This is a genomic window from Micromonospora sp. NPDC049301 (assembly GCF_040678715.1).
Taxonomy (GTDB): Bacteria; Actinomycetota; Actinomycetes; order Mycobacteriales; family Micromonosporaceae; genus Micromonospora.
On the sequence record NZ_JBFAQO010000005.1, the window covers coordinates 340,729 to 361,614 of the forward strand.

General features: G+C 73.8%; 17 protein-coding genes. 3 read left to right on the top strand and 14 right to left on the bottom strand.

Annotation, left to right across the window (positions count from 1 at the left end; all coding sequences use genetic code 11):
• Window positions 1-92 precede the first annotated feature (92 nt).
• The 7 genes from AB0K07_RS17380 to AB0K07_RS17410 form a co-directional block, all read right to left on the bottom strand.
• A complete protein-coding gene (locus tag AB0K07_RS17380; protein WP_363756154.1) occupies window positions 93-2,549 on the bottom strand; it encodes a M14 family zinc carboxypeptidase in 2,457 nt (818 codons plus the stop codon).
• 108 nt (window positions 2,550-2,657) lie between these two features.
• The gene (locus AB0K07_RS17385; RefSeq protein ID WP_363756156.1) at window positions 2,658-2,786 is read right to left on the bottom strand and encodes a putative leader peptide; all 129 of its coding nucleotides are present in this window, start codon (window positions 2,784-2,786) and stop codon (window positions 2,658-2,660) included.
• A gap of 42 nt (window positions 2,787-2,828) precedes the next feature.
• Window positions 2,829-3,968: a bifunctional RNase H/acid phosphatase gene (locus AB0K07_RS17390; RefSeq protein ID WP_363756158.1), complete on the bottom strand. Its 1,140-nt coding sequence runs from the start codon at window positions 3,966-3,968 to the stop codon at window positions 2,829-2,831.
• A 3-nt stretch (window positions 3,969-3,971) separates the two neighbouring features.
• The gene (locus AB0K07_RS17395) at window positions 3,972-4,709 is read right to left on the bottom strand and encodes a C4-type zinc ribbon domain-containing protein (RefSeq protein ID WP_363756160.1); all 738 of its coding nucleotides are present in this window, start codon (window positions 4,707-4,709) and stop codon (window positions 3,972-3,974) included.
• Window positions 4,699-5,535: a Nif3-like dinuclear metal center hexameric protein gene (locus AB0K07_RS17400; RefSeq protein WP_363756636.1), complete on the bottom strand. Its 837-nt coding sequence runs from the start codon at window positions 5,533-5,535 to the stop codon at window positions 4,699-4,701. Before AB0K07_RS17400 ends, AB0K07_RS17395 begins: the two co-directional genes overlap by 11 nt.
• A gap of 161 nt (window positions 5,536-5,696) precedes the next feature.
• Window positions 5,697-6,269, bottom strand: a complete 573-nt coding sequence (locus tag AB0K07_RS17405; RefSeq protein ID WP_363756162.1) for a flavoprotein — start codon at window positions 6,267-6,269, stop codon at window positions 5,697-5,699.
• A 16-nt stretch (window positions 6,270-6,285) separates the two neighbouring features.
• Entirely contained in the window at window positions 6,286-7,515 is a 1,230-nt protein-coding gene (locus tag AB0K07_RS17410) for a helix-turn-helix domain-containing protein (RefSeq protein ID WP_363756164.1), read from the bottom strand.
• A gap of 248 nt (window positions 7,516-7,763) precedes the next feature.
• Between AB0K07_RS17410 and AB0K07_RS17415 the strand changes: the two genes are divergently transcribed.
• Window positions 7,764-8,435 carry a bifunctional DNA primase/polymerase gene (locus tag AB0K07_RS17415; RefSeq protein ID WP_363756166.1) on the top strand — a complete coding sequence of 224 codons (672 nt, stop codon included), beginning with the start codon at window positions 7,764-7,766 and terminating at the stop codon, window positions 8,433-8,435.
• Between the two features lie 263 nt (window positions 8,436-8,698).
• Here AB0K07_RS17415 and AB0K07_RS17420 read toward each other — a convergent pair whose 3' ends face one another.
• The 5 genes from AB0K07_RS17420 to AB0K07_RS17440 are packed head-to-tail and all read right to left on the bottom strand — an operon-like array spanning window position 8,699 to window position 14,964.
• Window positions 8,699-9,421 carry an FAD:protein FMN transferase gene (locus AB0K07_RS17420; RefSeq protein WP_363756638.1) on the bottom strand — a complete coding sequence of 241 codons (723 nt, stop codon included), beginning with the start codon at window positions 9,419-9,421 and terminating at the stop codon, window positions 8,699-8,701.
• A gap of 46 nt (window positions 9,422-9,467) precedes the next feature.
• Window positions 9,468-10,067, bottom strand: coding sequence for an FMN-binding protein (locus AB0K07_RS17425; RefSeq protein ID WP_363756167.1), 600 nt, complete (start codon window positions 10,065-10,067; stop codon window positions 9,468-9,470).
• A 12-nt stretch (window positions 10,068-10,079) separates the two neighbouring features.
• Complete coding sequence (locus tag AB0K07_RS17430; protein ID WP_363756169.1) at window positions 10,080-11,498, bottom strand: ferredoxin reductase family protein; 1,419 nt, start codon at window positions 11,496-11,498, stop codon at window positions 10,080-10,082.
• Window positions 11,495-12,877, bottom strand: coding sequence for a DUF1501 domain-containing protein (locus tag AB0K07_RS17435; protein ID WP_363756171.1), 1,383 nt, complete (start codon window positions 12,875-12,877; stop codon window positions 11,495-11,497). The genes AB0K07_RS17430 and AB0K07_RS17435 overlap by 4 nt, the downstream gene beginning before the upstream one ends.
• Before the next feature lie 8 nt (window positions 12,878-12,885).
• On the bottom strand, window positions 12,886-14,964 hold the full coding sequence (locus AB0K07_RS17440; RefSeq protein ID WP_363756173.1) for a DUF1800 domain-containing protein: 2,079 nt from the start codon (window positions 14,962-14,964) through the stop codon (window positions 12,886-12,888).
• A gap of 430 nt (window positions 14,965-15,394) precedes the next feature.
• On the opposite strand from AB0K07_RS17440, the gene AB0K07_RS17445 reads away from it, so the two are divergent.
• Window positions 15,395-15,652 (top strand): DUF3040 domain-containing protein, encoded by a 258-nt coding sequence (locus AB0K07_RS17445; protein WP_074313327.1) that lies wholly within the window; start codon window positions 15,395-15,397, stop codon window positions 15,650-15,652.
• Window positions 15,653-15,656: 4 nt separating this feature from the next.
• Here AB0K07_RS17445 and AB0K07_RS17450 read toward each other — a convergent pair whose 3' ends face one another.
• Together AB0K07_RS17450 and AB0K07_RS17455 are read right to left on the bottom strand one after the other, a co-directional pair.
• Window positions 15,657-16,589, bottom strand: coding sequence for an SWIM zinc finger family protein (locus tag AB0K07_RS17450; protein WP_363756175.1), 933 nt, complete (start codon window positions 16,587-16,589; stop codon window positions 15,657-15,659).
• Window positions 16,590-16,626: 37 nt separating this feature from the next.
• A complete protein-coding gene (locus tag AB0K07_RS17455; protein ID WP_363756177.1) occupies window positions 16,627-19,947 on the bottom strand; it encodes a DEAD/DEAH box helicase in 3,321 nt (1,106 codons plus the stop codon).
• Window positions 19,948-20,007: 60 nt separating this feature from the next.
• Between AB0K07_RS17455 and AB0K07_RS17460 the strand changes: the two genes are divergently transcribed.
• A complete protein-coding gene (locus AB0K07_RS17460) occupies window positions 20,008-20,880 on the top strand; it encodes a carbohydrate kinase family protein (protein ID WP_363756179.1) in 873 nt (290 codons plus the stop codon).
• Window positions 20,881-20,886 lie beyond the last annotated feature (6 nt).

Consider the following 20,886-nt stretch of genomic DNA (forward strand, 5'->3'; position numbering starts at 1 on the left):
CCGGCCCCCGGGGGCCCGGAGACGGCGTGGGGCCCGGGTGCGGTCGGCACCCGGGCCCCACATCGGCCGGTCGTCGGCTCATCCGGTTGGGGTCACCGCCGGGCCGCCCAGAGCACGGCTCGGCCGAGCTGCGACTGGAGGCCCTTGGGGTGCAGGCGGAACGTCGGGTCGGTGCCGAACAGCACCACGCCGTTTCCGGCGGCGGAGACGCCCCGCACGATGCTGGCCTGGTTGGCCGCCGCGGCCTGCCCGTTGGCGCCGTCGGTGACCCACCAGCCGGACAGCAACGGGTCAGCGGCGTACGACTGCTCGACCTCGACGTTGGCGCCCAGGTTGGTGAACCAGACGGGCTGGCTGATGAACGCGTGCGGGATGGCCGACGTGGTAACCGGTCCCCCGTTGTTCACGATGTTGGCCACCCCACTGGCCAGGCTCGGCGCCGCGGTCGCGGTCACGGTCAGCAGCGCGGCGGCGTTACCGAACGACGCTCCGGCCGTGCCCAGGCCGACCACTCCGCCACCCCGGGCGAGGAAGCCGTCCAGGGCCGCCCGGTTCTCGGCGGTCAGGTTCGCGAGGTTGAGGTTGTCGGCGACCAGCAGCACGTCGACGTCCCCGGTCAGCGTGCCAGCCAGCGTCGCGGCGGTCACCGCACGCGCCTCGAATCCCAGGTCGGCGAGGGTGTCCCGCTCCTCGACCGTGCCGAGGTAGCCGACCACGACCCGGTCCAGCGGGGTGCCCCGCCAACCCCTGGGCGCCGCTTCGAAGCTGACGGCGTGGGCCTGCACCTCGGCGCGGGCCAGCTTACGGTTGGCCGGTGTGCCGGGGACGACCACCGACCCGTCCGCGAGCCGGTGGACCGCGACGCCCTTGGCGAGCAGCGAGTTCACCGCGAGCAGATCGGCGGCGTCCCGTAGATCAAGGCGCAGGTCGGAGCGGCCGGCGGGAACGGTGCCCTCGGCCCGCCCGTCGTAGGTCTGCTCCAGGCGTACCCCGGGCAGGGTGTCCCACAGGACGTCGACGGTGGCGCCCCAGGTCAGGCCCTGGCTCCAGGCAGCCGGGCCGGCGTAGAGATCCCCCACCCGGTCGGTGATGTCCGCGCCCGGCTCGAGCAGCGAGTTGACCAGGCCGCGCTTGGGCTGGTGCATGTCGACGACGTACGAGCCGGCCTGGTAGGTCCTGCCGCCGGCGGTGAACGCCCTCTTCGCCCGCCACACCCGGCCACCGCTGCCGATCAGCAGGTCGACCAGACGGGCGGCGGCGGGCTCGGAGCGCTGCCCGGTGCCGGTCGGGATGACGTACGACCGGGGGAAGGTGGTGTTGTAGTTGTCCTCCGGCCCCCAGCCCGGCACGTAACCGTCGGGGATGTCGCGCAACGGCTCACCGGCCAGGCCACGGCGGTAGACCTCGGCCTGGTCGTGCAGCACCTCGGCCCGGTGGTCCTGGATGTAGCGCAGCGAGGTGCGGATCGCCACCTCGTGCACGTCGGTGTTGATGCCGGAGCGACGGACCCGCTCGGCGGGGGTGAGCGTGCTGCCGCGCGGATTCAGTGGCGCCTCGATGGTGTACGGGATGCTGCTCTGGAGCATCGCGAACGACGGCACGTAGATCGGCGGGAAGTCGTCCCACACGCCCGGCTCGTCGTCGCGGAACGGGATCCGGGCCCGCTGGGTCTCGGCGTACCCCAGACCGCGCAGGCCCTCCTCGATCGCCAGGGCGTTCGGCAGGCCGTGCTTGATGTACAGGTCGTACTCGTTGTTGACGTTGTGCGGCGGGGTGCTGGGGTGCAGCAGGGTCGGGTTGACGTACCCGTGCAGGTCCAGCGTGATGATCGGCTTGGTGTCGACGATCAGGTCACGGATGAGGTTGGTCTCCGGCTGCGCGACGATGGTCAGGTCGCGGTTGAGGTCGTAGCCCGCCGAGTTGGCCCGGGTGCCGGCCACCCGGCCGTCCGGGTTGGAGGTGATGTTGAAGACCAGCCGGTTGCGTCTCAGCAGCGCGGCCACCTCGGGGCTGCGGTCGGTGGCGAGGTCCTCGATGACCCGCAGCGCGGCGTCGGTGCCCTCCCACTCGTTGCCGTGGATGTTGGCGTTGACGAAGAGTGGGGTCTTGTAGCCGGCGAGCAGCTTCCGGTCCCGCTGCGCCCGGGCCGGCTCGTCCTCGATGAGCCGCTTCCAGGTCTCCTGCTGCCGGGCCTCGGTGCGGCTCTCCGGCGCGGTCACGGTGACCGCGTACAGGTCGTAGCCGCCGGCGGACTTCCCGGCGACCCGGGCGGAAACCCGGTCGCTGGTCCGCTGGAGGGCGTTCAGTTTCGGCGCGATCTCGTCGTACGGGAGGACACCGATCGGGATGGACGCGTCGGCCGGGTTGTCCGGCCAGAGCGGGAGGGTGCTCTGCCGGGGGTAGCCCCGGACGTCGGAGAGGTCGACGGCGCGCGGCGGAACGGTGGGCAGCGCGGTGGCGGACGCCGGCCCGGTCATGGCCACGGTGGCGAGCAGCGCGGAGCTCACCACGGTCGCGGTGAGCCGGGTTAAACGTCTCGTGGACAACATGGACAGATCTCCTGTCGGGAGGTACGCGCAGGCGGACGCGCCGCGGGGCCGGAGACCAGCGGTGATGGGAAACGCCTACAGCGTGCGAGGAAGGGGAGGAACCCGGCGTCAGATGGAGCGTCGACAGGCGGCGCTGGCGACGCGCAGGAGGTCGATGTGACCCCGCTTCGTCAGATGAACGCTTCGCACGAAACCGATCTTCAATCGGGCGCCATCCACTGTCAACGGTTTCCACACAGGTAGGAGCCGCCGAGTGGGAACCCTCCCGAGAGGTGGGAATTACTCGATCGTGGCGAGGTGTGCGGTGTCGTTGACCGTGCGCACCGCGACGCCGCCGTCGGGCCACATGTCGAGCACCGAGATACCGGCCGCGTCCAGGAAGAGCCGGTGCAGGAAGCCGTCACCGGCCGCGAGCGCGTCCCGCAGCACCAGCTTGATCGGCGACACGTGCGAGACCGCCACCACCGTCTCCCCGGGGTACGCCGTGAGCAGCCCGGCGACAACCCGGTGGCAGCGCTCGGCCACGTGGGTGAACGACTCACCGCCCGGCGGGGCGATCCGGGGTGAGGCGAGCCAGGCGTCCATCTCGCCCGGCCACTGGGCGCGTACCTCGGCGAAGGTGCGCCCCTCCCAGTCCCCGAAGTCGCACTCGATCAGGTCGTCCTCGGTGCGTACCGGCACGTCACCGAGCGCCCCGGCGATCGCCGCCGCGGTCTGCGTACACCGGGACAGCGGTGAGCTGAGCACGGCCGCGACGGACGGAGCCAGCGCGGCCACCCGGGCGGCGGTTGCCCGGGCCTGGGCCCGGCCGCGCTCGGAGAGCGGCACGTCGCCCCGCCCGGAGTAGCGCCGCTGCTCGGTGTACGCGGTCTCGCCGTGCCGGACGAGGATCAGCCGGGTGGCGGTGAAGCTGGGTCGCGGCTCCCACGAGGCCGGTGCGGTCGCCGGGTCGCTGCCGGTGGCGGCGGGCGCGGCGGCACCGGTGGCCGGCGTCACGGCGGGCCGGCCGGCGGCGGCGTCCATCGCGGCGTTGGCCAGCGCGTCGGCGTGCCGGTTCTGCTCGCGGGGGATCCAGGCGAACCGGACCGCCGCGAACCGGCCCACCAGCCCGGCCGCCTGGGCGGCGAGCGGTCGCAGGCCGGGGTGCTTGATCTGCCACCGGCCGCACATCTGCTCGACCACCAGCTTGGAGTCCATCCGGACGTCCACCTCGGCGGCGCCCAGCTCGGCCGCCGCCGTCAGCCCGGCGATCAACCCCTGGTACTCCGCGACGTTGTTGGTCGCCGTACCGATCGACTCGGAGCGCTCGGCGAGCACCTCGCCGGTCTCCGGATCGCGCACCACCGCGCCGTAGCCGGCCGGGCCCGGGTTGCCCCGGGACCCGCCGTCGGCCTCGACGACGACCACGCGCGGCGCCACGACCTACAGGCCCGACTCGTTGGTGCGGACCATGATCCGCCGGCAGTCCTCGCAGCGGACCACGTCGTCCGGGTCGGCCTTGCGGATCCGGGCCAGGTCGGCGCCGGAGAGCTCCAACCGGCAGCCGCCGCAGCGGCCCGCGGTGAGCAGCGCCGCGCCGAGCCCGGTGTCCTGACGGATCTTGTCGTAGAGAGTGACCAGCTCGCTCGGGAGGTCGGCGGCGAGTGGCTGACGGGCCCCCCGCTTGAACTCCTCGTCCTTGGCGATCTCGGCCAGCGCCTCGTCGCGGCGCTGCTCGGTGGCCGCCCGCTTCTCCCGGGTCTCGGCCAGCCGCTGCTCCACGCCGTCCAGCACGCTCTGCGCGGTCTCCCGCTGCTCCATCAGCTCCAGCTCGGCGTCCTCCAGGTCGCTCTGGCGCCGGTTCAGCGAGACCAGCTCGTGCTGGAGCGCCTCCAGCTCCCGGGCTGGCCCGGTGCCGGCGGCCAACCGGTTCTGGTCCTTCTCCTTGCGGGCCCGGACCTGCTCGACGTCCTTCTCCAGCCGGCTGATGTCGCGGTCCAGGTCGTCGACCGCCACCTGGGCGCGGACCCGCTCGTCCTCCAGTGACGACAGCTCCCGGGCCAGCGCCTCCAACTCGGCCCGCTCGGGCAGCGAGCGCCGGCGGTGGGCGAGCTGAGCGAGGTTGGTGTCGATCGCCTGGAGGTCGAGCAGGCGGCGCTGCACCTGGGGGTCAGCCTTCACGGTCGGGCTCCTTGTCGTCCACAACGGGTGCGGCGGCGTGCACGGTCCACGGGTCGGTGTCCAGGTCGGACACCAGCGTCTCGACGCCCGGCGCCTCCCGCAGGAGGGCGGCCAGGTCGTCCAGCCACGGTCGTTCGGTCGCCCAGTGGGCGGCGTCGATCAGGGCGGGACCATCGGCGGCGAGGTGCTCGCCGGCCGGGTGGTGCCGCAGGTCGGCGGTGAGAAACGCGTCCACCCCGGCGGCGGTCGCGGCACCGAGGAAACTGTCTCCCGACCCGCCGCTGACGGCGAGGGTACGAACCATACGCCCGGGATCCCCCGCGGCGCGAACTCCCCACGACGTGACGGGAAGCACCGCGGCGGCGTGCCGGGTCAGCTCGGCGAGGGTCATCGGGCGGGGCAGCTCGCCGATCCGGCCGATACCCCGGTCGTCGCCGTGGGCGGGCGAGGAGGGTGCCGGCCGGTGCAGCGGGCGCAGCCCGGTCAACCCGAACCGGGCGGCGAGGGCGTCGGAGACGCCCGGGGAGGCCACGTCGGCGTTGGTGTGCGCCACGTAGAGCGCCACGCCGGCCCGGATCAGCTGATGGACGATCCGCCCCTTGAACGTCGTCGGGGCGACCGAGGAGACCCCGCGCAGCAGCAGCGGATGGTGCGCGACGATCATGTCCACGCCGGCGGCCAGCGCCTCAGCGACCGTCTCGGGCACCACGTCGACGACGCAGAGCACCCGGCGGACCGGGGCCGCCGGCTCGCCGAGCACCAGACCCACCCGGTCCCACTCCTCCGCCCAGACCGGCGGGTAGCGCCGTTCCAGCTCGGCGACCACGTCGGTCACCGTGGGGGTGGATCCGCATACGCTCACGGCGGGCCAGCTTACCGTCGCGCGGGCCTCCGGGCGGCGATGCCCGGCCCGGCCGCGCCGGTCGGGCCGGCGAACCGGACGCCCGCCCGGCGGTCGGACGACGAGCCGGACGGCCCCTTCGGCGGTCAGGCGGCGCGGCGGGAGCCGGCGAGCAGCGCGTCCAGCGGCATCTGCCAGGGGAACGCATGCAGGTGCTGCTCGCCCGTCCCCGGCGGGTGCAGGGCGACCACGTGATCACCGAAGAGCACCGTGACCCCCCAGTCGGACAGCCGCGCCACGCCGGCCCGGAACGCCGGGTGGGCGGCCATCGCGGCGTTGGTGTACGGCACCGCCACGATGGGGACGCCCTTGCCCTGCGCCTCGACCAGCAGGCCGAGCGCGAGGGTGTCGGCGATCCCGGCCGCCCACTTGTTCACCGTGTTCACGGTGGCCGGGCAGACGATCATGGCGTCGGCCGGCGGCAGCACGTCCGGGTCACCGGGGTTCTTGTAGTGCGTCCGAACCGGGTGCCCGGTCTGCCGGATCAGGGCGGACCTGTCGACGAACTTGGCGCCGTCCGGGGTGGTGACCACGCAGACGTCCCAGCCGTCCTGCTGGGCCAGGTCGACCAGGCGACCGACGTTCCGGGCCAGCGGCGAACCGCAGACGATGACGTAGAGCACCTCGCGGTGCCCGCTGGTGTGCGGTGAACCGGCCATCAAACCGGCTCCGCGCTCATACCCCTACTCCCATGTGCTCAGCCAACTCCGCTACCGGAGAAGGCGGCGCACCACGTGTGCGACGCAGGATGTCCGACATCACCTCGTGCGCGATCGGCCGGCAGCGGATCTCCGACGGCGCGAGCCGGTCGCCGCGCAGCAGCATCTCGCCGGCGTTCGCCACGTCGCCGATCTGGGCGAAACCACGGGCGATGTCGAGCAGGTGGTGCGCCCGACGCTCGGGCAGCAACGCGTTGAAGGTGGGCTCCACGATGCGCAGCTGGTGCACCTCCACGGCCCGGCCCCCGTCGCCCAGCTCCACCGCGGCCGCGGCCCGGTGCAGCTCCACGTTCGTGGGGCCGAACGAGGTCCAGTAGTGGTTGTGGTCGCCGCCGAGCAGCCTGGCCGCCTCCTCGGCGCCGTTGATGAGGTCGTCGACGGTCGCCGAGTCACCGATCCGGGAGGCGGCCATCGCGCCCTGGAGCAGCAGCATCCCGTAGACGGAGAGCCGGGCCGGGGTCGCCTCGTTGCCGCCCCCCGGTGCGAGCCGGTTGGCGATGGTGACGTTCAGCTCCAGCGCCGGGCGGGCGCGGCCCATCGCGACCAGCGCGTTGCACACCCGGGTGGTGGCGATGCCCGCCAGCAGCGGGTCGTCGGCCCGCTGTGCCACCGCCATCGAACGGTCCGCGGCCAGCCAGGCCAGCTCGCACTCACCGAGCTTGCGCAGCACCGACGAGGCGATCTGGTAGACCTGCCCGAGCAGGTGCGCCGCCTCCGGGGCCTGCTCGCCGCCGTAGCCGGCGTCGGCCGCCTGGGCGTCGCGCAGCAGCTTGGGCAGCGCCCGGGTGAGCATCCCGTAGCGGCCGTACTGGTAGGTGAGCCAGGCGTGGTTGACGGCCTTGCGCATGTCGTCCAGCGGCGGGGGGTACGGCGCCGCGTCGAAGTAGGCGCTCATCGAGTCGTACCGCTCCAGCGCCGCCCTGATCTCCTGCACCTCGACCTGGTCGATGCAGTTCAGCGCGTCGGTCCGCCGTTCCGGGTCCTTGCCCATCAGCAGCTGCACGTCGACCTGGAGGATGTCGGCGATCTCGTAGAGGACCGAGAACTTGTCCAACCGACGGACGCCGCGTTCGACCTTGTCCACCCAGCTCTTCGACTTGCCCAGCCGGTCCGCGAAGACCTGCTGCGACATCTTGCGTCGCCCCCGCCAGTAGGCCACTCGCCGCCCTATGGGTAGCTCGTCCATCTCCCCATCCCTCCCCCTGCCGCCCCGGCCATCGGGCCAGGACGATGTCCGCGGGTGCGGCGATCCTTGTTCATCTTTAGGTTTTCGCTGGTCGCACAGCCTGTGCGTCAGCCGTACAGCCAGTCCTCGTACTTTTCGTGCAAGTTGCACGAGCCGTTCGTCAACCTCAACGATCGTGGGTTACGGCAGTGACGGTGCTCGACATGCGACCTGGCGTTCGCCGGGCCCGATGAGGGGAGATGGCACACATGTGGGGGAACGTCGGACCGCGCGTCGCCGAACTGTCGCCGTTGGAACGCGTCCGGCTGCGCCGGGTGGCCGTGCGCTACGCCGCGCACGGGTGGGAGGTCACCCCGGGTGCCTGTCTGGCCCGCAGCCGTTTCGTCTGCGGCCGGGCCGGCTGCCCCACCGTGGGCTGCCACCCCGCGCTGGAGGACTGGGAGCTGGCGGCCAGCGCCGACCCGGCCCGGGTGGCCACCTGGTGGCGGAGCCGCCCGCACGGCGTGCTGCTGCCCACCGGTCGCGCCTTCGACGTGCTGGAGGTGCCGGCCCACCTCGGCCGGCACGTGCTCGACGCGGTGCAGATCCACCCGGCCGGCACCGGCGTACGCGGGCCGGTGCTGGTCACCCCCACCGGGCGCTGGATGTTCCTCGTCCGCCCCGGCGATCCGCTCCGGCCGGAGCTGGAGCACTGCTTCCACGTGGTCCGGCACGGGCCGGGCTCGTGGATCCCGGCGCCGCCCACCCGGCTGCCGGAGGGGACGGTCCGCTGGGCGGTCGCCCCGGAGCAGGCCCGCTGGCAGCTGCCGGATTCCTACCTGGTGCAGAACACGTTGATCGAGGCGCTGCGCGCCACCGGGGTGATCCTCAGCCCGGAGCTGCTGCCCGGTCACCTGCCGCTGCCCCGGCGGGGCATGTGAACCGGCCCCGGCGGCCGATTCCATCCGGTCGGCGACAGCGTCGCTCAGGCGCCGGTCCTCGTTGACAGGGGGACGGTGCGACCACGCGCCACGAACGGGGGAATGATGTCCACGGACGACAGAGCGTCTCATCCCGGCGGCACCGAACCGCCCCGTCGCAGCCACCCACGGCACCGCTGGGCCGGCACCCGCCCCACCGGCTCCCGGCCCGGCCGGCCCCGCCCCACGGGCTCCCGCCCCGCCGGCACCCACCGCCCGCTCCGCTAGTCCGTCAGCGGGAGGTCGGCGGAGAGGAACTGGCGGGCGTCGTCGGTGACGACGGCGTGGGTGTGGTCGGCGAGCCGGTCCAGCCAGCCGATCCCCGCGGCCCCCATGGCCAGGGCCGCGGTGGCGTACGCGTCGGCCACCCCCAGGTCGGTGCCGACCACCGTCACGGAGCGCAGCCCACCGGCCGGCGTACCCCGGCGCGGGTCCAGCACATGCCGTCCCCGCTCGTAGACGCCGGAGGTGGCCACGGCCAGGTCGGTCCCGGCGACCACCAGGCAGGTCGCCATCGCGTCCCACGGGTGCCGGATGCCGATCCGCCACGGCTCCCCCGACGGCGAGCGGCCGCGCACCCGCACGTCGCCGCCGGCGTTGACGCAGTGGTTCGCCGCGCCGGCCGCGAGCAGCCGGTCCGAGGCGACCTGCGCCGCCCAGCCCTTGACGAAACCGGACGGGTCGAGCCCGCCCGTGGCGTACGCGTCGAAGAACCCGTCGGTGTCGCCCCACAGGTCGGCGCAGGCGGCCAGCACGAACCGCAGGTCCGCCGACGCCTCGGAGAGCAGCACCTCGCCCCGGTCGAAGCGGCACACCTCGCTGTCCGACCGGTACGTGCTGAACCGGGCGTCCACCTCCCGCATCCAGGCGAAGACCTGGTCGGCCAGTTCGTCCAGGGTCGCCGGCGGCAGGTTGTCGGCGAGGTCCAGGCTGATCACCGTGCCCATCATGTGCTCGACCCGGCACAGCCCCGGTCGGGTCATCGCCGGCACGTCAGAACGCCTGCTCGATCGCGCCCCGCAGCGACTGCTTGTAGGAGTTGCTGGTCTCGGTGGCGCCGGAGACGGTGTTGAGGTTGGCGCTCTGCTTCTGGACCACCTCGCCGCCGGTGCCGTTGTACCTGTCCCGGACGTCGCCGCTGTGGATGTCGGACTCACCCCCACTGGGCAGCGACAGCGAGATGGCCTCGACGATCCGGTTGCCGGAGACGACGATCTGCACCTGCACGTACCCGTACTCGTTGTCCACGCCCGGCCCGGTGACCCGGCGGGTCGTCGGCTGCGGCGCCCGGGTGGTGGTCCGCGGCGCGGTCGGGGCCTTCGCGGTGGTGCGGGTGCCCGACGGTCGGGCGGTGCTGCTCCTGCTCGGCCTGGGCGACGACGGCGCGCCGGCGCTCACCGACGGCTTCGGCGCCGCGCCCGCCGGCTCGCCCGGCGGGGCGGCGCTCGGGTCCGCGCCCTGCGGGGTGGGGTTGACCGGCTGGGCGGCCGGCAGGTCCTGGGCGACCTGGGTGGTGCCCGGCGAGCCCTTGAGCACCACCAGCGCGGTGGTACTGGCGGCCAGGCCGGTGATCGCGAGGAACGCGCGACGCATGGGGATGCCTTCCTACAACTCGAAGGTGGCCAGGTGGATCTGCCGACGGGGCACGCCGGCGCGGCGCAGTGCGCGCATCGACTGCTCGACCAGGCCGGGCGGCCCGCAGAGGTAGACGTCGCGCCGGGCCACGTCGGGCACCAGCTGGCGCAGCCCGTCCGGGCTCATCAGCTGCCGGGGGCCGGGGTCGTCGCGGGAACCGATGACGTACCAGATCGAGGTGTCCCGGGCCTGGGCCAGCCAGTCCAGCTCCCGGCTGAGCAGCACGTCGGCCGGGGTACGGGCCCGGTAGATCAGCGCGGCGCCCGGCGGCAACTCCTCCAGCATGGCCCGGATCGGCGTGATGCCGCTGCCCCCGGCGATCAGCAGCGCGCGGTCCCGGACCCGGTGCGCGGCCGTGAAGGTGCCCGACGGGCCCTCCGCCCAGACCCGGACGCCCGGGTCCAGGTCACGCAGGTCCGCGGTGTGGGCGCCGACCACCTTGACGGTGAGCCGCAGCCAGCGGCCGTTGGCGGCGGCGGAGACCGAGAACGGGTGCGACTGCCACCAGCAGCCCCGGGTGAGGAAACGCCAGCGGAAGTGCTGCCCGCCGAGCATCTCCAGCCGGTCCAGCCGCTCGCCGGTGAGGTAGACGGAGATGGTGTCCGGGCTCTCCGCGACCACGTCGGCGACCCGCAGCCGGTGCCGCAGGTTGAACGCCAGCGGCGCGACGACCCGACCCCACAGCAGGGCGGCGACCACCAGCACGTACAGGGCGATCCAGCCGGTGCGCACCGGACCGGGCTTGTAGAGCTGCGCGCCGTGGGTGAACTGGTGCCCGAAGCCGAGCAGCAGCACCAGGTAGCTCGACAGGTGCAGCAGGTGCCACAGCTCGTAGGGCAGCGCCCGTCGGATCGCCCGCACGCTGCTGAACCCGACGAGCACCATGATGCCGGCGGCGACGAACGCCGAGACCATGTCCTCGTAGTCACCCAGCAGCGTGCCGACCTCGGCGAGGACCGACTGGTTCCGCAGGTCCGCGTAGCCGACCAGGGTCAGCGACACATGCGCCAGCACGGCGACCAGCAGGGTGGCGCCGACGTCGCGGTGCCAGCGGGCCAGGTGCTCGCCGCCGATCCACCGCTCCAGCATTGGCAGCCGGCTCATCATCAGCACCTGCACCAGCAGCAGGTAGCCGGCGACCAGTCCGGTGATCCGGCCGGCGGCGGTCAGGGTGGCCGCCGTGCTCCGCAGCGACCCGGCGGGGGTGCCCAGCCACCACGGCAGCACGCTGGCGAGCAGGCCGACCAGGAGCAGCGCGGCCAGCAACCGCCGGCCGCCGGGTCCGCGCCGGGCCGGGATCTGCGGGGGTACGGGCGCAGCCGACCGGCCGCCGTGCCGGGACGTGGTCCCGGTGCGGCGGCCGGCGGCGTGGGTGTGCGGGTACGTCACGCGTACAGCTTCATCGGGGCGTACTTCTGGCGGGGGAAGACCTTGTCCACCTCGGCGTTGGTGAGCCCGAACCGGCCCTGGGCCACCGCGCCGTACACGTTGAACATGTTGTTGTACTCCGGCACGTCACCGGAATCGAGCTTGTCCAGGCCGTTCCAGGTGCCGAGCAGCGAGCCGGCCAGCTTCCTGCCGGAGAGCAGGGTGACCACCCCGCCGTGCCCGTGGTCGGTGCCGCCACTGTTGGAGCCGACCCGCCGGCCGAACTCGCTGGACACCATGATCGTGACGTCGGCTGCCTGCGGGCCGAGGTCGGTGAAGAACGCGGCCATGGCGCTGGCCAGCTCGTTCAGCCGGCGGTGCAGTTGGCCCCCCTCGCGGGTGCCCTGGTTCTCGTGGGTGTCGTAGCCACCCATCCCGACCGTGGCGACCCGGACGTTCGCGCCGCCCTTGATCAGCTGAGCGAGTTGCTGGAACGCGTTGCCGACGCCCTCGTACTTGACGCCCGCGGCGGGCTGGTACGGCTTGGCGGCGAGCTTCTGCGCGGTGGCCAGCGCGCCCATGCCCTCCTGCACGGCCTCCTCGACCGGGTGGTTGATCCCGGTGAAGAGCCCCTTGATGGCCTTCTCGGTGGCGGCCCGGAACCGGTCGTCACCGTTGAGCCGCAGCGAGCCGACGTTGTTCAGCGAGAGCGCGCCGTTGTTGCCGACCAGCGAGCGCGGCAGGGTGCTGCCGACACCGACGCTGCGGAACGCGGTGCCCTTGCCGAGGTTGTCGACGAGGCCGTCCAGCCAGCCCCGGCCGCCGGTCTCGTTGGGCAGCCCGCCGAGGTTGCAGGCGTCCGCGGCCTGGAAGTGGCTGCGGGAGAGCCGCTCGTCGGAGACCGCCGGGATGAAGCCCAGCTGGCCGGCCTTGAGCCACTGCTCCAGCGGCTTGAACGCGCTGGTCAGCTTGAAGCCGCGGCCCAGGGCCAGCGAGTCGTTGCCGAGCAGCAGGTCGGGGCGGGCCTTGGCGAGCACCGGGTCGTTGTCCGGTGCGACCAGGCTCAGCCCGTCCAGCCCGCCGTAGAGGAAGACGTGGATCAGGGTGCCGGTCTTGGTCGCCGCGAACGACGCCGAGGTGGTGACGAACTGGGCGGTGGCCAGTGCGGTGGCGGTGGCCGCGGCACCGGCGACGAAGGTCCGTCGGGTGACGCCGCGACCGTCCTGCTGGGCCTCCTCCAGGTCCTCCAGGGTGCGGTAGCGGTCGGCCTCGGCGGCGTTCTCGGCGGCAACGAGGTCGGCCTCCGCCCGCAGCAGCGCCTCGGCCGGGTTGTCGGCCAGCCGCCGCAGGTCGGGGCATTCGGGGTGCAGGGGGAAAGAGTTGTACACAGTCTTCTCCATCGGGTGCCTCACCGGAGGTGGTGCTGGGGGGACGCGAGGATCGCCCGCGCGACGGCGGTGATGGCCCCGTTGAACGTGGCATCGACCTTGGCGCTCGCCGGCACGCCGGCCACGCCGAGGATCAGGTTCTTCTCCCGTGCGCTCAGCTTCTGGTTCACCAGCCGCTGGGCGAGCGCGTCCACGTACGCCCCGGCGGTGGCCGGCGGCTTGGCGACGAGCTTCTCCGGCGCCGTGTACGTGAAGGAGGTGCGGTAGCCGGCCACGATCTCACCGGCCTCGTTCCAGCCGTTGACCATGGTGCCGGCCGAGGTCCAGGCGACGTAGACGTCCGGGTAGCCGTCCGGGGTGGGGTGGCCCATCGGGGACTGGCCCAGCTCGCGCAGCTTGTCGTGGATCTGCCGCAGGCCGCGCGCGAACGGGGTGCGCTTGTTGTCGCCGTTGTCGTGCTTGGGCGACGGATCCGGCGAGACGCCCAGGACGCGGTATGTGGAAACCAGGTACTCCATCGGCCGGCGCACCTTCTGGCCGACGGCCGCCCAGAACTCCGAGGAGCTGAACAGGGCCATCAGCACCGGCTTGATGAAGCCGTTGTTGGTGGTGTACGTCTTGGCCAGCCGGTCCACGAGGGACTTCGGCGGGGTGTCCGAGACGAACCGGGTCGCCAGGCTCTGCGCCACATACTTCGCGGTCGACGGGTGCAGCGCGATGTAGGTGATGTATTTGTCGATCGCCGCCTCGGCCTTCTTCGGGTCCGCCGAGTTGTTGGCGTGCGTGAAGCCGAGGATCTTCACCTTGCCGACGTAGTGCTGCTCGGGCTTGAAGACGTACTTGCCGTCCTCGACGCCGCGGCCGGTCTGGAGCATGGCCGCCTGGCGCACGTCCGGCTCCTTGTAGCCGCCGTCCACGCCGACCGAGTACAGCTCCAGGTTCTCCCGGGCGAGGTTCTCGTTGATCGCGTCCTTGCGGGAGTCCTTCTGGTTCAGGTAGATCAGCAGCGCGGGGTGCTTGTTCGCCGCGACCAGCATCTCCGGGTAGCTGCCCAGCGCGTGCGCCCGCACCACGTCCTTGTCGAACGAGTTGCGGTACACCTCGCCGCCGTCGAACTCGGCGGCGACGTGCAGGAAGTCGTTCCAGAAGTCGACCATCACCTCGAACAGCTGGCGCTTCGACCAGATCTGCCGGGCCAGCGTGGCGTCGACCATCTCGCGCTCGGGCTGGGCGCCCTGCTCGTTGAGCTTGTCGCGCTGGTCGCTCAGCTGTTGCACCGACAGTTTCTGGGTGGGCAGCTCGGCGAGCTTCAGCTCGGCCCTGCTCGGCTCGATCTTGTCCGGGTCGAGCTGGGCGCGAATCCAGCCGTCGATGCCCAGCTTCTTGATGTCGGCGACCACCGCGGGCGTCGCCCCGAAGGTGGCCCGCCGGGCCAGGTGCAGGATCGGGTCCTTGGCCAGCACCGTCTTGACGGTCACCTTGGTCTCCGCCGCGGCCGCGGCCGGGCCGGAGAACGTCCGTCCACCGGAGGGCGCGTTCTTCTTCAGCGCCTCACCGGCCCGGGAGCCCATGTAGCTCTCGTTCTGCTCGGTGTAGGTGCGCACCGTGCTGGGCTGCTGGCCGCTGGGCCGGGCGGCGGTGCCGTCGGTGACGGTGCTGCCGGTCGCGTCGCCCGCCAGCGCGTCGTCACCGAAGAGGCTGCGGATCTGCGGGGTCATGGCGAGTGCCGCCCCACCGGCGACGACGGCCGCGGTGCCGCCGAGCGCGACGATGGCCTTACGCCGGCCGACCTTGCGGCTCGGCTCGTCGTCATCGTCCAGGGTGGGCAGTCCCGTGCCGGCCGGACGGGCCAGGCCGGGGGCGCCGAGTCCCTCCGGGCCCACCCACTGCGGCCCGCGCGGGGCGGGGGCGGGCTGCCCGGCGTGGGCGTACCCGTCGGCGTACTGTCCGCGGGCGTCGGCCTGGTAGGAGTGGGGCGAGTCGTACCCGTACGGCGCGGACGCGGTGTGGTCGGCGTACCCGTCCGAGCTGTGCTGCTGGCGTCCGTCCCAGCCGCGGTCGTCCCGCGGTCGACGTGGTGGCACATTCTGGTCGGCCATGTACCAATCCCGATTTCTGAAGAGCGCCGAAAGCTGCGACCGGGCAGGTGCGGCAGGTGCGGCGACTGTTGCCTGAGGGGGTTGCTACGGCAAGGTAACCAAGCCCCCAGGTGCCTTCAAGGCGGGTTGAAGGGCCTCGTGAGGGCACTTAAGACAGCGCTCAGCGCCGCATCGCGGAGGCGGCACCGACCGGGGTCGGGCCCGGACCTTCCCAGCAGGGCCGACGTACGCCAGGCAGGCACGGATCGGGCGGGGCCGTCGTACGCGACAGTTTCCGCGACGTTCACCACCACAGGCAAACTTAAGGCTCGGATAAGCCGGACCTGAGGGGCCCTCGCGTCGAGGAAAGTAGCAGGAAAGGGTGAGCGTGAGCCGCCGCCACAGCGGGTATGCCGCCGAACCGCTGAACGCGTGAGGGGAAGGCAGCGCCATGCTCAGCAAAGAGGATCAGCGCAGGTTCGACCAGATCACCCGTCAGCTCCGGGAGAGTGACCCGGCGTTCTTCAACCGGCTGGATCACCGTGTCCGGGCCCGCCGGGGCCGCTACCTGATGTTGTTGACCATCGTGCTGTGGGCGTCGCTGCCGGCGATGACCGTGTTCGCCGGCCGGCTGGCCGGCGCGATCTGCGCGGTGGTGCTGGTGGCGAACGCAGCGATCATGTGGCGGTTCCGACGCCGCTGGACGTGACCGTTCACCGGTCGGCCGGGCCGAACGCCCGGTACGCCCGGCGCAGCCGTTCGAGCAGTCCCGGCCCGCCGATGGCCGGCGCCGGCGGGCCGAGCTGGCGCAGCAGCAGATCCGGCCCGGTCGCCAACCTGGGCGGCCGGTCGGGCAGCGGCACCGGTGACAGCCAGAACCGGTCCACCGCTTCCGCCAGCGGGGTCGCCGACAGCCCGGCGAGCGCCCGAGCCGCGCCGGCCGGCGCCACCGCGGCGTCCACAAGCGACCCGGGCCCGTCCGGGATGGACTCGCCGTCCGGGTCTTCCGGCGCGGCGGGGACCGGCTCCGGTGGCAGCTCGGCCCCGGTGGCCTCGGCGCGGCGGGCCCGGAGCTGCTCGAGCAGGTCCGCGCGAGCCCGGCCGCGCCAGTGCAGCAGCTCGAACGGGTCCGCGTCGAACGCCTCGGCCAGCAGGTAGAAGGTGGCCGCGAGGTGCTTGCACGGCACCGCGAAGTCGGGGCAGCTGCACCGCTGGGTCAGCTCGTCCACACCGGTCGGGAAGAGCGGTGCGCCGGCGGCGGCGAACAGCTCCTCCAGCTCGTCGGGAAGGTCCCCGGCGAGCAGCCGGGCGCTGAAGAACGCCTGCCCGGCCAGCTCCGCCTCGATCCGGGACCAGAGCGCCGCCGGGAACGGTGCCAGCGCGATGGACACCTCGTACGGCTGCGGCCGGGAGCCCTGCACCACGGCGCTGACCAGCCCGGGGGCGATGTCCAGCCGGAGCACCTGACCCGCCCGCGCGTACGACCGGCCCCGGGTCAGTCGGGTGCCCAGCGCGAACGACTCCAGCACCTCCAGGAAGCGCCGGGACCACCAGGACCGGCCGATCGCGCCCCGGGCGCTGCGTGCCCGCAGGCCGCCGTCGACGCGGCGGGGACGGCCGTAGTCGGCGAACCGGTCGGTACTCACGCCGGCGCTCCGCTGCGGTGCCGGGTGGCTCGCTCGCTCACTCCACCACCGCCCCGGCCTCCAGGGCGAACAGGTCGCGCAGCTGCCCGGTGGAGAGCTCGGTGATCCACTGCTCGCCGGTGCCGACCACCCGCTCGGCGAGGCTGCGCTTGTCCGCGATCAGCGCGGCCACCTTCTCCTCCACCGTGCCGGCGCAGACGAACTTGCGTACCTGCACCCGCCGCCGCTGGCCGATCCGGAACGCCCGGTCGGTGGCCTGGTCCTCCACCGCCGGGTTCCACCACCGGTCCACATGCACCACGTGGTTGGCGGCGGTCAGCGTGAGCCCGGTGCCGCCGGCCTTGAGCGAGAGCACGAACAGCGGCGGCCCGTCCTCGGACTGGAACCGCTGCACCATGGCGTCCCGCTCGGCCTTGCCGAGTCCGCCGTGCAGGAACAGCACCTCCCGGCCGAACCGCGCCGACAGGTGACCGCGCAGCATCCCGCCGAACTCGGCGTACTGGGTGAACAGCAGCGCCCGTTCCCCCGCCGCCAGCACCTCCTCCAGGATCTCGGTCAGCCGGGCCAGCTTGCCGGAGCGGCCCTCCAACGGCGAACCGTCCCGCAGCAGCTGGGCCGGGTGGTTGCAGACCTGCTTGAGGCGGGTCATGGTGGCCAGCACCAGCCCACGCCGTTCGATGCCGTCGCTGGACTCGATCCGGGCGAGCATGTCGTCGACCACGACCCGGTAGAGGGCGGCCTGCTCGGCGGTGAGGTTGCAGAGCACCTCCATCTCCAGCTTCTCCGGCAGGTCGGAGATGATCGACGAGTCGGTCTTGAGCCGGCGCAGCACGAACGGGCCGGTGATCCGACGCAGCCGCTCGGCGGCCTCCGCGTCACCGTGCCGCTCGATCGGCTCCGCGAACCGCTTGCGGAACGTCGCGGCCGGCCCGAGCAGCCCGGGGTTGGCGAACTGCATGATGGACCAGAGGTCGGCGAGCCGGTTCTCGACCGGCGTACCGGTCACCGCCACCCGCTGCCGGGCGGGCAGCGCGCGGACCGCCTCCGCCTGCCGGGTCGAGGCGTTCTTGATCGCCTGCGCCTCGTCCACCACCACCCGGTGCCAGTCGATGCCGGCCAGGTCGACCGCGTCGCGGGCAGCCACCGAGTAGGTGGTCAGGACCAGGTCCGCGCCGTGCGCGGCCGTCGTGAACTCCGCCCCCCGGGCCCGCTCCGCCCCGTGGTGTACGTGGACACGCAGCCCCGGCGTGAACCGCGCGGCCTCCCGCTGCCAGTTGCCGACCAGCGACATCGGACAGACCAGCAGCGTCGGCCCGGCGTCCGGGGGGTCCCCGGCCAGCAGCGCGAGCAACTGCACGGTCTTGCCCAGCCCCATGTCGTCGGCGAGGACGCCGCCCAGGCCCAACGACCGCAGGAACGCCAGCCACGCCAACCCGCGCCGCTGGTACGGCCGCAGCGTGCCCTGGAAGCCTGGCGGCGGGTCCAGCGGGGTGAGCCGTCGCTCGACCGCGCCGGCGAGCAGGTCGCCCAGCGCCCCGTCGGCGGTCACCTCCAGCACCGGCAGCGCCCCGGTGTCTTCGCCGTCGGCCAGGCCGAGGCGGAGCAGGTCGGCGACGGTCAGCTCGCCGGCCGAGCGGAGCAGGCGCAGCCCGGCGGCGAGCCGTCCCGGGTCCAGCTCCACCCACCGGCCGCGCAGCCGCACCAGCGGGGTCTTCACCTCGGCCAGTGCGGCCAGTTCCTCGGCGGACAGCGGCTGGTCGCCGAGCGCCACCTCCCAGCGGTAGTCGACCAGGGCGTCCAGCCCGACTCCGGCGTCGGCGCCGGACACCGTGCCGGGTGCGGTGCGGCTGCGGGCGCGCAGCCGGGCGCCGAGCCGCGCCGACGGCCGCTGCCACCAGGAGGGCAGCAGCACGCCGAAGCCGGCGGCGTGCAGCACCGGCGCCCCCTCGCTGAGGAACCGGTGCGCCCCCTCGACGTCCAACTCCATCGCCTCGGGGGCGGCGGTGCGCAGCGCGGCGTCCAGGTCCGGCCAGAGTCGGCTGGCGCGGCCCAGCTCGGCGAGCAGGGTCTCCTGCGGGCTGGCCGTGCGGCCGGCCACGCCGCCCAGCGTCTGCGGCGCCCGCCAGACCTGTCCGGCGTCGACGTGCAGGCCCGGCTCGTCGGCCGCCTGCAACCCGAACTCCAGCCGCCACCGCCCGGCCCCGGCCGGGTCCACGACGCTCAGCCCGGCCCCGGCCGGGTCCACCACGCTCAGCCCGGTCTCGGCCGGGTCCACCACGCTCAGCCCGGTCTCGGCCGGGTCCACGGCGCTCAGCCCGGTCTCGGCCGGGTCGCGGCGGGTGGCGAGGATCGGCTCGGTGACCTCCTCAGGCGCTGGTTCCACCAGGCGGAAACTGGCCCGGACGGGGCCCCCGGCGGCGTCGCGCTGCCAGGCGTCCAGCTCGGCGCGGAGGGTGGCCAGCACGGCCGCGTCGACGGTGAAGTCGCGGCGGGGGCCGGCGAGCGCCGCCAGCCAGGCCGGCGCCGGGCCTCCCGGCCGCAGTCCCCGGGCCAGCGTGGTGGTCGCCAGGGCGGCCCGGGCGGCCGCGTCGGTCAGCGCGTCGAGCGCGTCCGCGACCAGCGCCACAGCCGTCAGCTCGCCGCCGTCCGGGCCGGTTGCGACGGGTGCCATCGCGTCCGGGGTGGCGGTGGCCGCGGGCGCGGTCGCGGCCACCGCGGCCGCGCGGGCGGCCGGTGGCAGGGCCAGCGTCAGGGACCGCGCCCAGGCCGCGTCGGTGCCGGTCAGCAGCGGCCGCCAGACCGCCCGCGCCGGGACCTGCACGTCGGCGTCCGCCGACGATGCTCCGGCCGGCTGAACCGTTGGCGGCACGCCCGTACCCGCCGTGCTGACGCCGGGGAGGACACGGCCACGGGCCACCAGGTCGGCGGCGAAGTCGGCCAGCTCGGCGAGGTGGCGCAGGGTGGACCCGGGCACCGCCGGAAGCTCGTCCAGGGCGCGCAGCAGCGCGAGCGCGTCGTCCGGGGCGTACACCAGCACGGGGACCCGCCACCCGGCGAGGGTGAGCCGGCCACGGGCCGGGGGTGCGACGTCGGTCCGGATCAGCTCGGGCGAGTCGATCGGCGCGCCCGCCCGGGTGGGCAGGGTGAGCAACGCGGTGTCCGGGCGGGCCGGCTCGGCGGCCTCGGCGAGGGCGCTGGCCAGCGCGGCGTGCCCCGCGGCGAAGGGGTGCGGTCGTTCCCGGGGCACCCGGCCGGGACGACGCGGCACGGCGGCCGGCGCCGCGCTGTCCTCGCCCCAGACCGCGAGGCCGGCGGTCGAGCCGTCGCCGGGCAACCACAGCCCGTGGATGACCAGCACGTACTCCCCCTCGTCGACGCCCGCGCCCAGGATAGGCCCCGGTGGGCTAGCGTCGGCGCCATGGTCGACCTGCTGGTGATCGGCGGGCTCGGAGTGGACGTACGGGTCCGGGTGCCCGTGCTGCCGCTACCGGCCGCCGATTCACACGTCGTTGAGCCGATCGAGCTGCGGATCGGCAACACCGGCGCGGGTGTGGCGCTGGCCGGGCGGGCACTCGGCCTGCGGGTACGGGTGGTGGACACCCTCGGCGCGGACCCGGCCGGCGACCTGGTCCGGGCGGCGCTGACCCGGGCCGGGGTGCCGGCGGTGCTGGCCGAGGATCCCGCCGGGACCCGGCGATCGGTCAACCTGGTGGACCCGGGCGGGCGGCGCATGTCGCTGTACGACCCGCGCGGGTGGCGGGGCGGTCCGCCGTTCCCTCCCACGGAGTTCGCCGAGCTGGTCCGCGACGCCCGGCACGTACACCTCTCGATCATGGACTGGACGGTGCCGCTGCTGCCCGCGGTGCGGGCCGCCCTCCCGGCGGGCGTGGGGCTCTCCACCGACCTGCACGACTGGGACGGCGTGAACCCCTACCACCGGCCGTTCGCCGAGGTCGCCGACCTGATCCTGGTCAGCGGGGTGCGGCTCGCCCACCAGGCCGTGCCGCTCGCCGGCGGGCTGGCACCCCGCACGGTGGTGGTGACCCGGGGCGCGGACGGCGCCGAGCTGTACCCGGGCGACGGTACGGCGGTGCCGGTGCCGCCGGCCACGCCGCCGGGGCCGGTGGTGGACAGCAACGGGGCGGGCGACGCCTTCGCGGCCGGGCTGATCGCCGGTCGCCTGCGCGGCCGGCCGCTGGCGGAGGCGGCCCGGTACGCGGCCCGGGTGGCCGCCGCCGCCTGCACCCACGACGGCATGGAGTACCCGCCGGGCCTGCTGCCCGTCGACTGACGGCCG